At 69.0% G+C, this 12,759-nt stretch carries 12 protein-coding genes; 4 read left to right on the forward strand and 8 right to left on the reverse strand.

The features are described from left to right. Nucleotides 1–208: 208 nt before the first annotated feature. Nucleotides 209–1,135 (reverse strand): hypothetical protein, encoded by a 927-nt coding sequence (locus ABD346_RS00130; RefSeq protein ID WP_344370350.1) that lies wholly within the window; start codon nucleotides 1,133–1,135, stop codon nucleotides 209–211. A gap of 255 nt (nucleotides 1,136–1,390) precedes the next feature. On the opposite strand from ABD346_RS00130, the gene ABD346_RS00135 reads away from it, so the two are divergent. The 3 genes from ABD346_RS00135 to ABD346_RS00145 all read left to right on the forward strand — a co-directional run bounded on the left by ABD346_RS00135 (nucleotide 1,391) and on the right by ABD346_RS00145 (nucleotide 2,859). Beyond that, on the forward strand, nucleotides 1,391–1,693 hold the full coding sequence (locus ABD346_RS00135; protein WP_344370352.1) for a hypothetical protein: 303 nt from the start codon (nucleotides 1,391–1,393) through the stop codon (nucleotides 1,691–1,693). Further along, nucleotides 1,693–2,166, forward strand: coding sequence for a hypothetical protein (locus ABD346_RS00140; RefSeq protein ID WP_344370354.1), 474 nt, complete (start codon nucleotides 1,693–1,695; stop codon nucleotides 2,164–2,166). The genes ABD346_RS00135 and ABD346_RS00140 overlap by 1 nt, the downstream gene beginning before the upstream one ends. Before the next feature lie 243 nt (nucleotides 2,167–2,409). Beyond that, entirely contained in the window at nucleotides 2,410–2,859 is a 450-nt protein-coding gene (locus ABD346_RS00145; protein ID WP_344370356.1) for a hypothetical protein, read from the forward strand. 9 nt (nucleotides 2,860–2,868) lie between these two features. Here the strand turns inward: ABD346_RS00145 and ABD346_RS00150 are convergent, their stop codons facing one another. The 4 genes from ABD346_RS00150 to ABD346_RS00165 form a co-directional block, all read right to left on the reverse strand. Then, the gene (locus ABD346_RS00150) at nucleotides 2,869–3,018 is read right to left on the reverse strand and encodes a hypothetical protein (protein WP_344370357.1); all 150 of its coding nucleotides are present in this window, start codon (nucleotides 3,016–3,018) and stop codon (nucleotides 2,869–2,871) included. Nucleotides 3,019–3,092: 74 nt separating this feature from the next. After that, nucleotides 3,093–3,479 (reverse strand): hypothetical protein, encoded by a 387-nt coding sequence (locus ABD346_RS00155; protein WP_344370359.1) that lies wholly within the window; start codon nucleotides 3,477–3,479, stop codon nucleotides 3,093–3,095. Next, nucleotides 3,479–3,703 (reverse strand): hypothetical protein, encoded by a 225-nt coding sequence (locus tag ABD346_RS00160; RefSeq protein ID WP_344370360.1) that lies wholly within the window; start codon nucleotides 3,701–3,703, stop codon nucleotides 3,479–3,481. The genes ABD346_RS00155 and ABD346_RS00160 overlap by 1 nt, the downstream gene beginning before the upstream one ends. A gap of 292 nt (nucleotides 3,704–3,995) precedes the next feature. Then, on the reverse strand, nucleotides 3,996–4,709 hold the full coding sequence (locus ABD346_RS00165) for an alpha/beta fold hydrolase (protein WP_344370361.1): 714 nt from the start codon (nucleotides 4,707–4,709) through the stop codon (nucleotides 3,996–3,998). A 274-nt stretch (nucleotides 4,710–4,983) separates the two neighbouring features. Here ABD346_RS00165 and ABD346_RS00170 point away from each other — a divergent pair, with 274 nt between their 5' ends. After that, entirely contained in the window at nucleotides 4,984–8,487 is a 3,504-nt protein-coding gene (locus ABD346_RS00170; RefSeq protein ID WP_344370364.1) for a DNA polymerase III subunit alpha, read from the forward strand. A 53-nt stretch (nucleotides 8,488–8,540) separates the two neighbouring features. Here ABD346_RS00170 and ABD346_RS00175 read toward each other — a convergent pair whose 3' ends face one another. Genes ABD346_RS00175 through ABD346_RS00185 form a run of 3 tightly spaced genes read right to left on the reverse strand, consistent with a single transcriptional unit; the run spans nucleotide 8,541 to nucleotide 12,750 of the window. Beyond that, nucleotides 8,541–8,957 carry a hypothetical protein gene (locus tag ABD346_RS00175; protein ID WP_344370366.1) on the reverse strand — a complete coding sequence of 139 codons (417 nt, stop codon included), beginning with the start codon at nucleotides 8,955–8,957 and terminating at the stop codon, nucleotides 8,541–8,543. Beyond that, nucleotides 8,954–11,050, reverse strand: coding sequence for a hypothetical protein (locus ABD346_RS00180; RefSeq protein WP_344370367.1), 2,097 nt, complete (start codon nucleotides 11,048–11,050; stop codon nucleotides 8,954–8,956). The genes ABD346_RS00175 and ABD346_RS00180 overlap by 4 nt, the downstream gene beginning before the upstream one ends. After that, complete coding sequence (locus tag ABD346_RS00185; RefSeq protein WP_344370369.1) at nucleotides 11,047–12,750, reverse strand: hypothetical protein; 1,704 nt, start codon at nucleotides 12,748–12,750, stop codon at nucleotides 11,047–11,049. Before ABD346_RS00185 ends, ABD346_RS00180 begins: the two co-directional genes overlap by 4 nt. Nucleotides 12,751–12,759: the final 9 nt, after the last annotated feature.

The raw sequence follows: 12,759 nt of genomic DNA on the forward strand, positions 1-12,759 counted from the left end.
CCCCACGGGCGAACACGTGAGCCATCGTGGCAGCAGGCACTGACAGTCAGACTTGCGATGGCGCTGTTCATCCACTCATCCACGTGCGCCCGTGCGGCGGAGGCGGTGATGGGCAGCTCGTACGCACGGCTTGCTCCGTCATCTCGTAGGCGGCTGGCGCCGGTATGCGCGATGACGGCAGGTGCGAGACCCGATACCGCTCCTTGAATCAATTCAGCGCAAAGAGGCCGTCTGCCCCGGCCATCGCGCGGCGCCGCTTGGGATCAAGTTCCGGTCGGTCCAACAGCAGGTCCACCAGCGTCTTGGGCGGGCCGTAGCCACCGGACTTCCCGATCAGGAAGTCCTGGATACGGATCCGGCGCACTTCCTTCGTCGAGGCGCCTGCCAGGAGCCCGTCGTCCGCGATCTCGCGGGCCAGCGCCTCCAGGTCGCTGCGGTAGGAGGCGTACACGCGTCGGCTCTCCCGCTCAACGACCTGGGACGCGTCCCGAATGGCGCTCCTGATGACGAAGCCGTGAGCGGCACGGGCTTCTTCTTCGTCAGTGTCCGGCTCCGGCATGAGCGTGTGCGCGATCTCCTCCCAGGCCGCGTACCGGGTCTCCGACCGGAACGCGGGCAGGTCCGTCAACTGCGCTGCCAGACGCTCGGCTTCCTCCTGGAGACGGGCGGCCTTGTTGCTCTCCCGCGCCTCCTCTTCAAGGCGCCGCTGTTCCTTGAACTCCGCCCAGGCGGCATCGAGGGCACTGCTCCACGGCGCCTCCGACACCCAGTAGTGCGCCACGCCTTCCCGCACAAAACACAGGTCCACCCCCGCGAGCTCGCCGTCATGGGAACGGGCCGTACGCTGCAGGTCTTTCACTCGCCTGCGGTTGGGCTTCTCCAGGAGTCCCAGCTCCTCGTCGCTCATGGCGACACCGGGAAAGGCCTCGGCGTCGAAGCAGTCCGTCTCCCGGTAGAGGAAGCAGGCCCCCGCGTGCTGCGCGAGGCGCAGAAAGTCCTGGGGGTCCATGGTGTGGTCCCTGATCAGAACAGTCAGCCCGTCCGGCTCCGGGCCTGCTTCGACCACAACGAGCCCTGCTTCTTCCGCCCAGCCGGGAAGGGCATCCACCATCTCCTGGAGGTCAACCGTGCTCATGCAGAACCCTTTCCCATCCGTTTCGCCACCCTCTGTAGCGAACCGTGACAGAGAGTAGAGGCAGGCACTGACAACGCTGCCCGCTGCCCGGAATCCGCTGCCCGTAGATGGGCGGTGCGATAAACGCGGTTTTCACACTCCGGGGTGAACCGGTGCACGCACGGCTCGACTTCGGCCGGCGCAGCCCGCTACGAAGATCACTCCATGAGGCAGCTATCCGCGAGCGAGGTTGCGTTGGGCGCAGCAGCAAGAGCGATGACCGTGGGGATCACCAGCGTGGTGGCCGTGCTCGTCAGTTGGCCCGTGTCGGCGATGGCAGCGGGGTCCGGTGAGGAGCCCTGCCGGATCAACGCGGACGCGGTCGTCATCCGTCAGGGCCCGTCGAAGAATGCGGGGAAGGCCGGCATCGGCTACCGCGACCAGCAGTGCCGTTTCCACGGCTACACCCGCGATGTGGTGTGGGCGCACATCACGATGAAGGGATCCGGTGTGGACGGCCGGGTGGACCGCGGCCTGATCTCCACTGCGAAGGAAGAGCTCGCCCCCACCGGCCCCTGATGCGCGCTCTTCGCCTGTCGTTGGTGGTGCTGGCGGTGCTGGTCGGCACGGGCTGCGTCGCCGTCGCCCCCAAAACCGCGGCGCCCGCCCGGGAGTTGGTCCCCACCGGGAGCCGCTTCGCCAACGTGGCACCCGGACCATCCTGGCCCGACCCGGTGCAGCCGCCCGCCCGCGAGACCCTGGCCCCCGCCTACGGCCCCGCCCTCACGACGCCCACGGCTCCCAGCGCCGAGCCCGTGGACCCGCCCGGCCCGGACCGGCCACCACCCGAGACCCACGCCGGGCGGCACGAACATGCCCCGCGCGCCGCCGGCCACGCCCCGGCTGCCGTCCCGCCGCCCTCCCCCATACCCCGCCCCCGCCGGCCTCGCCCCCGGCCCGGCTACGACCCCGGGGCCCTGTGCTCCTGGGCGCAGAACACCGGTGTCGATCCGTCCGTCGTAGCCGCCTGCCGGCAGCAGCTCGGCCGTTGACCTGCATCCCCGGAGGGCTTGCTTGTGGTGGGGTGCGTGACCTCGCGGTGGCCGCTGCGTTGGGCACGGCGACACGTGTGGGACTCCCGCCCCTCCCCCGAGGCGGTTCGTGTTTTGCGGCCCTGACGCCCTCGCCACCCGCTGGCGTCAGGGCCGACCTATCTGTCGGCACGGCATCGGCAGTGACCTTCCGGTCCAATGAGCGGTTGGACTCAGCGTCGTCCGCCCTCAGGAGGTTTCCCTGTGCCGAGGTATGTGAGAGTCCGCGCGCTCTGGGCCGCTGCGCTGGCCGTGGCCGGTCTCGCGATTGCTGTGGCTCCGGCGACGTCCGACGCCTATGTCGATGAGCGGGCGAATGCGTGCCGGGCCGAGGCCGGCAACCCTTGCGCGTACGGGCTGGTCGTCACCTCCTGGCACCGCCCCGGTACCGGGGCGCGCACCGTGAGCTGGGTCTATGCCACCCGCAGCCCCGCCAAGGACCGCAATCTGGCCCGCTGGTGGTACCAGGCTCCCGGTGGAACAGCCCGGATCGGCGGGGGCTGGCGCGGGGGCCGGACGGTGAAGTCCTGGACCGAGATCACCTGGGGATCCGGCGGCCACGACCGCGTCGGGCCCGGCCTGCCCGCGGGCAGCCGGATCTGCGTGGAGTTCAACTACGGTGCCACCGCCCGGCCCTGCATCACCCTCAGGTAGAGGCCCGCTCTACGGTTTCGGCCTCTTGCGTCTCGGTGGTTCCTGGCAGTGCGGCGACCGCTCGTGCAGCGCCGTACGCACCAGGAGGTCGGCGATCGGCGCGCCGGGCTGAGCCGCTTCCCGGCGCAGCGCCTGGCAGGTGGGGCAGTTCTTCTTCACCGGTCTCTTTTCGGGGGTGTCACTTCTCGTCGGGGTTCAGGCGGACCGTGTGCCCCGTCTCTGACGGCGGGGTGTCAGCTGGTGGCCCAGGAGCGCAGGCGGGCGGCGGTGGCGCGCAGAGTGAGGGTGCCGGTGCGGATCTCTTGGACGAGGTCGGCCATGGCGCCGGCAGGGGGTTTGGCGGGTTCGGCGGAGTGGTGGAGGTAGCGCAGGGCGAGGGCGGATCCGACGAGGCCGTTGTAGTCGGTCAGGGGCCTGAGGGTGACGAACATCTGCAGCAGGACGGCGGCCCGGACGGGGGCTTCGAGGTAGAAGGGTTCGCCGGCGTGGAGTTCGTAGGCGTGGCGGTAGACGGCGGTGGCCAGGGCGCCCCAGTCGTCGATGCCGGTCTCGCGGCCGGAGCGCTGTTCGAAGTCCTGCAGGGCGTCCTCGATCCAGCGGGCGTCGATGCGCAGGAACATCAGCGCTGGCCGGGGTCGAAGGCGTCGTCGAACTCGGCGAGCAGGCCGGTCATGTCGTCGACGAGGCCGGCCACGAAGGGGTCGCGGGCGGGGTCGATGTCGCTTTCGATGAGGCCGGAGACGTAGGCCTGCATGGTGACGCCCCTGCGCTGGACGCGCTCGGCGAGGAGTTCGTGGGTGCGAGCGCGGACGCGGACGTTGAGCTGCTTCTCATCGGCTGCCATCCCCCAAGGCTAGCAATTGCTAGCAATCGGCGGGGGTGTGTTCCGTCCCATTCGACCTTCTCGCCGCGCACCTCGGTGACGAGGGGCTAGGCAAATCGCGGTGAGCGCGGCAGCACACGAAATCCCAGGAGGCGTTGTCGCCGAGAGCGATGTGCGCTCAGCCGTCCCAGCCTTCGTTATCGGCGGACTCTGTTATGCCCCTGGTTGGAAGGTCGTAGCGGCCATCGACGAATGGCTGCGACCAGCACACATCAAGCGCGTCCTAAACGAGCCCGCGGGCGTGGAGGTGCTCTCAGTCCAGGGCAGCATTGAGGAGAATCTGCGCCAGCTCGCGCGGCTGGGAGAACATCGGCCAATGGCCGGTGTCCATCTTGACCAGCCGCCAGCGTTTGCTGTTCAGCAGCTCGGCCACATCTTCGTCGGGCTCGGCGTCGTCGGGCTCGGCCCCTGGCATCACGCACAGGATGTATGTCGCCGGAAGTTCACTGAGCGGCCCCGCCAGTACAGCGGGCTCGGTCAGCGTGGCACCTGGGTGAGGCGTCGAGCCACGCACGAGGCGTGCGATCTGCTCATCGGTGAGACCTTCGCCGTGGTAGTGAGCAGCTGGCGCGAGCGGCCAAAACCCTCCGTTCTCGGCGATCGATGCCTGCACGGCCGCCCCGCCGTCCGGCCAGGCGGAGACAAACGACTCGCCGTCCGTTGGAACACTTGAGTCGACGAATACCACGCGGGCCAGTCGGTCACCGATCCGCTCCGCGGCCTGACCTACCGGGATGCCCGAGTAGCTGTGGCCCACCAGGACTACGTCACGCAGACCCTGGTGCTCTACCTCGGCAACGATGTCCTGGACGTGAGTCGCTTGCCCCGCCGGTACACCCTGCTTGTCAGCAAGACCGGACAGCGTCAACGGATAGACGCCGTGGCCAGCCGCGCGCAGATCCGGCACCACCTCGCCCCACGCCCACGCCCCGAGCCGTGCACCTGCAACCAGCACGAAATTCACCATGCCCGAACGGTAGCCGAGCCGCCTGACGATCAGACGACAGCGAAGGACAAGACACCTCGGGACACCTGACCCGGTGCATACGCAGCGAGGGGCAATCCGCCCCGGGACGAACAGCGAACTGAACGACTTCACCTGGGACAGCGACAAGATGACGAAGGACGGGACACAAGTCCTTACTTTCTATTCGAACACCCATTCGGTTCTGTGGGCTATGGTGGATATCTGGCCACTGGGACAGAAGGGGCAAGGGGGCATAGAGCAGCTGGAGGAGCGGATGGGCGGGTTTGTGCATCTGCATGTCGCGTCCGGCTATTCCGCCCGGTATGGCGCCTCCCACCCCGATGCCCTGGTGGTGCAGGCCGCCGAGCGCGGCATGACCGCGCTGGCGCTGACGGACCGGGACACCGTGGCCGGAATGGTGCGCTTCGTGAACGCGTGCGCCGCCCACAACATCCGGCCGGTCCTCGGCGTCGATGTCGCCGTCGCCCCCCACCAGCCGACCGCCCCCGGCGCGCGCCGCCGTACCCCGGTCCGTGGCGGTGCCCACGTCGTCGAGCCTCCGCTGCGCATCACGTTGCTCGCCCAGAGCATCGAAGGCTGGGCCAGGTTGTGCCGGCTGGTGTCGGCCGCGCACGCCGAAGCCGCGGGCGGGCTGCCGGTGGTGTCCTGGCCGATGCTCCACGCCCACGCCGGAGTCGGCCTGACCGCGCTGCTCGGCCCGGTCTCCGAGCCCGTGCGCGCCCTCTCCGCCGGTCGGCCCGACCTCGCAGGCAAGTTGCTGGAGCCGTGGCGGGAGCTGTTCGGTCCGTCGCTGCGTCTGGAGACTGTCTGGTACGGGCAGAGCGGCACTGGTCCCGGTTCGCTGCGGCTGGCCGGACGCACCCTGGAACTCGCCGATGAGGTCGGCGTCGAGGCGGTGCTGACCAACGCGCTCCGCTACGCCGACCCCGCCCAGTCCCGGGTCGCCGACGTCCTGGATGCGGCCCGGCTGCTGCGCCCCATCCCCTTCCGGCACACCGACCAGCTCGACCCGGGCGAGCGGTGGCTCAAGGACCCCGGCGCGATGGCGGCCGCCGCCGAGCAGATCGCCCTGGCCGCCGGCGCCGGGCCAGGGCGTGCGGTGCGCCTGCTGGAGGCAACCGTACGTGCCGGAGAGGAGTGCCGTCTCGATCCCGTCGTGGACTGGGGGCTGGGCCGTGCGCATTTTCCCGAAGCTCATGTGGTGGGTGCGGGCAAGGCGGCCGGGGAGGGGATGGCGTTGCTGCGCCGGCGCTGCGAGGCCGGGATGGTGGCCCGCGGCCTGGACCGCGACGAGCAGGCGGTGCGCCTGCTGGAGCACGAGCTCGGCGTCATCGCCCGGCTCGGTTACGAAGCCTATTTTCTGGCGGTCGCGCAGGTCGTGGCCGATGTGCGGGCGATGGGGATCCGGGTCGCCGCGCGCGGCTCCGGGGCAGGCTCGATGGTCAACCACGCCCTGTTCGTGGCGACGGCGAACCCGATCAGTCACCGGCTGATGTTCGAGCGGTTCCTGTCCGAGCGCCGCACCTCACTGCCCGACATCGACCTGGACGTGGAGTCCGCCCGGCGCCTGGAGGTGTATGACCGGATTTTTGAGCGGTTCGGGCCGGAGCGGGTCGCGGTGACCGGGATGCCCGAGACCTACCGGGCCCGCCACGCCCTGCGCGACACGGCGCTGGCCTTGTCGATCGCGCCGCAGACCGCGGACCGGATCGCCAAGTCGTTCCCGCACATCCGGGCCGTCGACATCCCGCACGCCCTCAACGAGCTGCCGGAGCTGCGGCAACTTGCCGCCGAAGCAGAACGGTTCGGCCCGCTGTGGGAGCTGGCTGCCAACCTGGACGCGCTGCCGCGCGGGTATGCGATGCACCCGTGCGGGGTGATCCTGTCCGATGCGAGCCTGCTGGACCGCCTCCCCGTCCAGCCCACCCCGGGCGGCCAGTACCCGATGGTCCAAGCGGCGAAGGAAGAGGTCGAGCAGCTGGGCCTGTTGAAGCTTGATGTGCTCGGGGTGCGGATGCAGTCCGCGATGGCCCACGCGGTCACCGAGATCCGCCGCACCACCGGCCGCCACCTCGACCTGGACAGCCCCGACCATGTCGACCTCGACGACCCGGCAACCTTCGAACTCATCCGGTCCGCCAATGTCATCGGCTGCTTCCAGATCGAGTCACCGGGCCAGCAGGACCTGATCTCCCGGCTACAGCCGCGGCACATGCAAGACGTCATCGCCGACATCAGCCTCTTCCGCCCCGGGCCGGTCGCCGGCGGCATGCCCGCGAGGTTCATCGCCGCCCGCCACGGCATCGAACCACCCCGCTACCCCCACCCCGACCTGGAGCCGACCCTCGCCGACACCTACGCCGTGGTGATCTGGCACGAACAGATCATCGAGATCCTGTCCCGGATGACGGGCTGCGACTGGGCCGCCGGCGACATCGCCCGCCGCGCCCTCGCCTCCCGCGACCGCCTGCCCAGGGTCGAGGCCTGGTTCAGGACGGCGGCCGCCGCCCGTGGCTACACCCGGTCTGTCATCGACGAGGTGTGGGGCACCGTCAAGGAGTTCGGAGCCTACGGATTTTGCAGGGCGCATGCGGTGGCGTTCGCCGTGCCCGCGGTGCAGTCCGCCTGGTTGAAGGCGCATCATCCGGCGGCGCTGTATGCCGGGCTGCTGGAGCACGACCCGGGGATGTGGCCGCGCCGGCTGATCGTGTCCGACATGCGCCGCAACCACGTGCCGGTCCTGCCCGTCGACGTCAACGCCTCCCGTGCCGCCCACCGGGTGGAGGAGACCGCGACGGGGTGGGGGGTGCGGCTTGCGCTGTCCACCGTGCGCGGGATCAGCGAGGCGGAGACCGCCCGGATCGAGGCGGGCCAGCCCTACAGCAGCCTCCAGGACCTGTGGCACCGCGCCCGCCCCTCCCTGCCCACCGCCCAGCGCCTCATCCAGATCGGCGCACTCACCACCCTGCAGGGCGGCCTGTCGCGGCGTGACCTGCTGCTGCAGGCCACCGAACTGCACCGCCACGCCCGCCAGCGCACCCAGAGCGAGGGGCAACTGCCGCTCGGCGGCGACCTGGTCACCGCGGCCCCCAGCGGCCTGCCCGAGATGACCGCCCGCGAGGCCCTGGGCGCCGAGCTCGACATCCTCGCCATCGACGTCAGCCGCCACCTCATGGAGCACCACCACCGGCTGCTGCGGGAGATCGGCGCCACCGACGCCGCCCACCTCCAGCACCTCCACCCCGGACAGCAGGTCCTGGTCGCGGGCGTGCGGGCCTCCACCCAGACGCCCCCGCTCGTTCACCGCACCAAGTCAAGCCCGTACGGGGAAGCGACCGCGCGGGAGCCGCAGCGGATCATCTTCGTCACCCTCGACGACTCGACCGGCCTGATAGACCTGGCCTTCTTCGCCGACAGCCAAGCCGACTGCGCGCACACGATCTTTCACAGCTGGCTGCTGCTGGTCCGCGGGAAAGTCCAACGTCGTGGCCCGCGTTCGCTCAGCGTTGTCGGCTCTGCCGCGTGGGATCTGGCGGAACTGGCGGAGTTGCGTCGGTCCGGAGGTCTCGATGCTGTAGCGGGCCGATTGGCGGAGCGTCAGGAACGTCCTGCCCCTGAGTCGAGAAAGCGTGGCCGAACGATTCAAGTGGCCAACGGCGTCGAAATGGATCCATGGGCGGATCTCAGGCCCGCTGGTGGTGACTCCGTGGAAGGCCGTAAGTTCTGGCACTCCAGGCCCGGTTCTCCAGATCTTTAGATGTCTCACGAGACAGCGGGTGCATCTCCGGCTGAGCACGATGACGAGCGGGGTCACCGTCGTGGCGTAAGAGGTACGACGATCGCCGACTGGTTCGATATCTGCTCACGGAGAGCCGCGTTCTCGGCGTACAGGGCGGCGATGACGGTTGCTGCGGCGTCGACTTGGTCCTGGAGACGGTCGCGGTCTGTCCGGGCTTTTCGGAGATGCTGGCGTAGTGCGGTGATGGTCTCGGCCTGCTTGCGGTCTTGGGTACGGGCTGGACTGTGCCCAATGCGGTTGTCCCAGTCGGCCAGCACGTTCGTGGCGCGGTTCATGGTGGCGCGGCTGACGCCGGCTTCCCGCCAGAGGTTGTTCTTGGTGAGTTTTCCGTCGGTGCGGGTGGGGCGGCCGGTGAAGAGCCGTTCCATGGCGTCGCGCAGAGCGCGTTCTGTGCGCGGTGAGACGCTCGGCCGCTCGGCTGAGGTCATGAGGTGGTCCTTCGCAGGACGTGATCGACTTCGTTGAGTTGCTCGGTCAGTTGCTTGCGGCGATTGGCCGGGAGCTTGGGGGTGGCCAGCAGGTCCTTGATGGAGGCTCGCTCGGCGGTCCAGATCGGCAGGTGCGCGGGGGCGATGATGCTGCGGGCGCAGCGGGCGGGTTGGCACCGGTCGATGAGAGGGCCTTGATGTCCTTGGGGGACGACGGCGTCCTCGAGGCATTTGGCGCCGATGGGGTTGGCTTCGTCCATCGTGCAGTGGTTGAGCTTGCCGAAGCGCACGGTGAGGTGGACTTGGCGGAGGAGGCCGTACTCGACCCGGAGATCTCCGCGCTGGGCTTTCTGGTTGGCGCGGAGGTGTTCGGCCTGGTTTCGTACGGTGGCGAAGGCGCCGCGGAGCTGGTCAGCGCCCGGGCCGTAGCCGATGTTCTCGCCTCGTCCGTCGGCGTCGAAGAGTTCCTTGAGCTGCTCGAAGCGGCGCTCGCTGATGGCGGTGGTGAGGTGGCCGGCCCAGGCCGGGGATGGTTCGGTGTAGCCCTGGGTGGTGGTGTTGGCGAGCGCGCGCGTTGCGGCGTGTTTGAGCTGCATTCCGACGGCGATCTCCGATCCGGGGAAGTCCCGGGTGAGCATGGCCATGGTGCGTCGGAACATGTGAGGGCTCAGCTTCTGCTCGGGAATGCCCGGCAGACCGGTGATGTCCCGGTGGCGATTGACGTGCTGAAGGAAGCTCGTGATCGCCTGGCAGCTGTCCAGGTGGGCGATGGGCGACTTGGCCTGTACCGAGGCAAAGGCAAGCGTGTCGTGTACGGAGAGCTCGGCAGCCGTCTGGATGGCCTGGGCGACCGGCTCGATGATCCACCAATGCTTGACGGGCAGGTTGGGGTTGAGTTTGTGCAGGGTCGACCTCACTGCCGGGCTGCCGTAGTGCTCGACGACCGAGTCCTTGAGGATTTCCCGGACCTCGCTGTCCCGCATCATCGACAGCGCGGTGACGAACACCAGAGCCGCATTGCGCAGCGCTGTGAACTCGATCCAAAGGCGCTGCGGATAGAGGCTCATGCACCAAGGCCCCGCGGTGCCGTCCGGGCGGTCGACCTGGGTGAGGTCGCAGAGCAGACCACTCTGCGTGCGCCCCTCGGCGGCCAGTTCCTCGACACGCGCGCGCAGTTGGCGTCCGTGCGGTGCGGTTGCGGCGAAGACGGTGGTGGGCTGCGCGACGCCGATCATCGTGGCCAGCACGGACCAGTTCACGGCCGTGGTGGCGTTCTTGTTCCGCGTCATGTCGTTCGCCAGCCACACCGGAATGCGGTGGGAGGGGTCGGCCAGCCACTTCTCGCACAGCTGGCGTGCCTCGGATAGAGGGACTGGACGGGCGGTTTCTTGAAGGTACCGCCAGTAGGCGCGGGCCCGCAGGATGTCGGGACCGAAGGTCTCGATGTATGTCCAGGCAGAGTGGATGAGGGGAAACCAGGTCTGCGGCGGGATGACGGGCGTTCGTAGCGGCCTGTTGCGCGACAGCTCGAGTACCTGGGCACCAGTCTGTCCCGGCCACGGGTCCGCGGTGAGCCCGCCATGCGTGAGCGCGGGCGCCAGTCGGTGCAGCAGCTTGATGGTCAGGATGTGGGGCCGGACCGCGGTCAGGTCAAGGTGTTCGCGGCGGTTGGTGAGGTAGCGGTGGAAGTCGGCTGTTGACCATTGGCCGAAGTCTTCGGGCAGGCCTTCGCCGGCTCCGAACGTAGCCAGTGCGCGCAGGATGCCGACGTGCCGCTGTACCGTGCCGACCTTGCGTGGCCGAGGCTGCAGATGAAGTCCTCGGGCCAGGATCTTGGGATGGCGTGGGTTGAACTCGATCATTGCCAGCTCGCGGGCGAGAAGGTTCTGCACCTCGGTGAGCTGCATGAGCGTCAGACGCCATTGCCCGGGCACGAGCCGGGCAGGGCGGCGCAGCACGTCGTTGAAGTCCCAGGTCTGCGTCTCCCCGAACAAGGGTGGACGTGCCCTGGGCAGTAACGGCAGGGACTGCAGGACCGGTTCGTCGTCCGCGAAGACGCTGGGGCGGCCGGATGGGGCCGGCTGGCCGCTCATACGTCTAACTCCACCTGCGAGGAGATGGGGAGCTGCAGCGTCAGGCCCTCGTCGGCGATGCGCTGGCGGGCCCGGGAGATCTCGGCGTCGGTACGCAGGCCGAGAACCTCGGTGAGGTTGGCCTGGCTCTGTCCCCACAGGGCGTGAAAGTGGCGCGGGGCGAGCCGGTGACGCAGCTGTTCCAGATGGGCGGCGAACAGCAGAAGTTGAGGAAGGTTGGACGGCAGGATGAACGCATTGCGGCATTCCAGGCAGCGGGTCGGGGCGACCGGGCACATCTGACCCGGGCGCCCGAACGGGGAAGTGAAGGGGTCGCGGCAACTGGAGACGCCCATGTCGAGTTCACCGGCTCGCAGCTGCTCGATGTCCTGCGCCGATAGCCCCAGTGCCGCTTCGGCGTCCGGATCGTGGAGGGACTGTTCTTGGTCGAGGACGACCGGGCCAGTGAGGGCCTTGGACAGCCAGTGCTGCTGGGCCGTGGTGATGACCTGGCCTGCGATGACGCGCAGCGTGGTGCCGTGGGCGTAGCTGCGGCGGAACGTCTCCTCGGTGTGGTCGTCGGCGATGTCGCTGATGCGGCCCTTGAAAGTCAGGGCCTTCTCAACCTTGCCGGACTTCCGCAGCCGGCGGATGTCCGCCGGCCCGTCGATGCGGACGTTGTGGATGTTCAGCCAGTCGGTGAGCCGCAGTCCCGAGCCGGTCCCGCGGAAGGACTGCACGGTCATCGTGTGGTGGCTGACCGCGGCACGCAGGAAGAGCGGAACCGGCAAGGTGGCGGAGCGTTCGGCTAGCGGACGGGCCAGGGTCAGCAGGGAACGGGTCACCTCGGCGACATCCAGGCGGGGGTTGCTGGGATGCAGCACCCGATCTTCCTTCTGAGCCGGTGTGCTGTACGCGCTACGGCGTGTGGTCCGAGCTCGCTGCTTCGTAAAGTCGATCAGCACACTGCGGGGACCGTACTCGATGTCATCCTCGTGCAGGGCCACGACTTCCTCCGACGTACGGCCGGTTGCTGCCATCAGCAGGATCCGATAGCTGTGCAGGTCGAGGTTGTGCGGGTAGAGCATGCCGACCAGGTGCCGCAGCAGGCAGTTGACAGTGTGCTGCGGCAGGGTGCCGGGCGGGAGGAGCTCGCGCAGCGGCGCCGACCATTGTGCTGGGGGCGGGAGGCGCTCCGCGATGTCCTCGCAGGTCCACACCCCGTGAGCCAGGGCCCACAGCAGGTTGGCCGGCTCCGCCCACCCGTCGACTCGCGGGTCGCTCCCCACGGCCGCGAGAGCCCAACCCTTCTTGATCCTCTCCTCGGTCGCACGCCGGGCCGCCCAAGCTGCCTGGATGATCTGCTTCTTGTCGGCCCGACTGAACTCGTCGACTTCGACGCACTGCCCCTTGCTCACGCCGAGGGCACCCTTCACCCAGCCATGCAGGTGTCCGGCCACCGAGCGGTCCGGGTGGGCGATACGACGGGCGATCAACTGCCGAAGCCGGCTGGCGAGCCAGGCCGGGCTCGGCGAACCTGTCTGGTAGCCGGTCGGCAGCAGCCGGATCCACTCCGTGACCGCATGGTGCAGATCGGGTTCGCCCGCCGCCAACGAGGCCTCTGCGGCTCTCGGCTCCGCCGAGTCCAGGTACGTGCAGAAGTCGCTGATGGCCTTGCGGAACCCGCGGCATGCTCCCGTCGACAGCACGGCAGCTGCCATCAACTCCAC

It is taken from the genome of Streptomyces mauvecolor, from assembly GCF_039532965.1.
GTDB lineage: Bacteria > Actinomycetota > Actinomycetes > Streptomycetales > Streptomycetaceae > Streptomyces > Streptomyces violascens.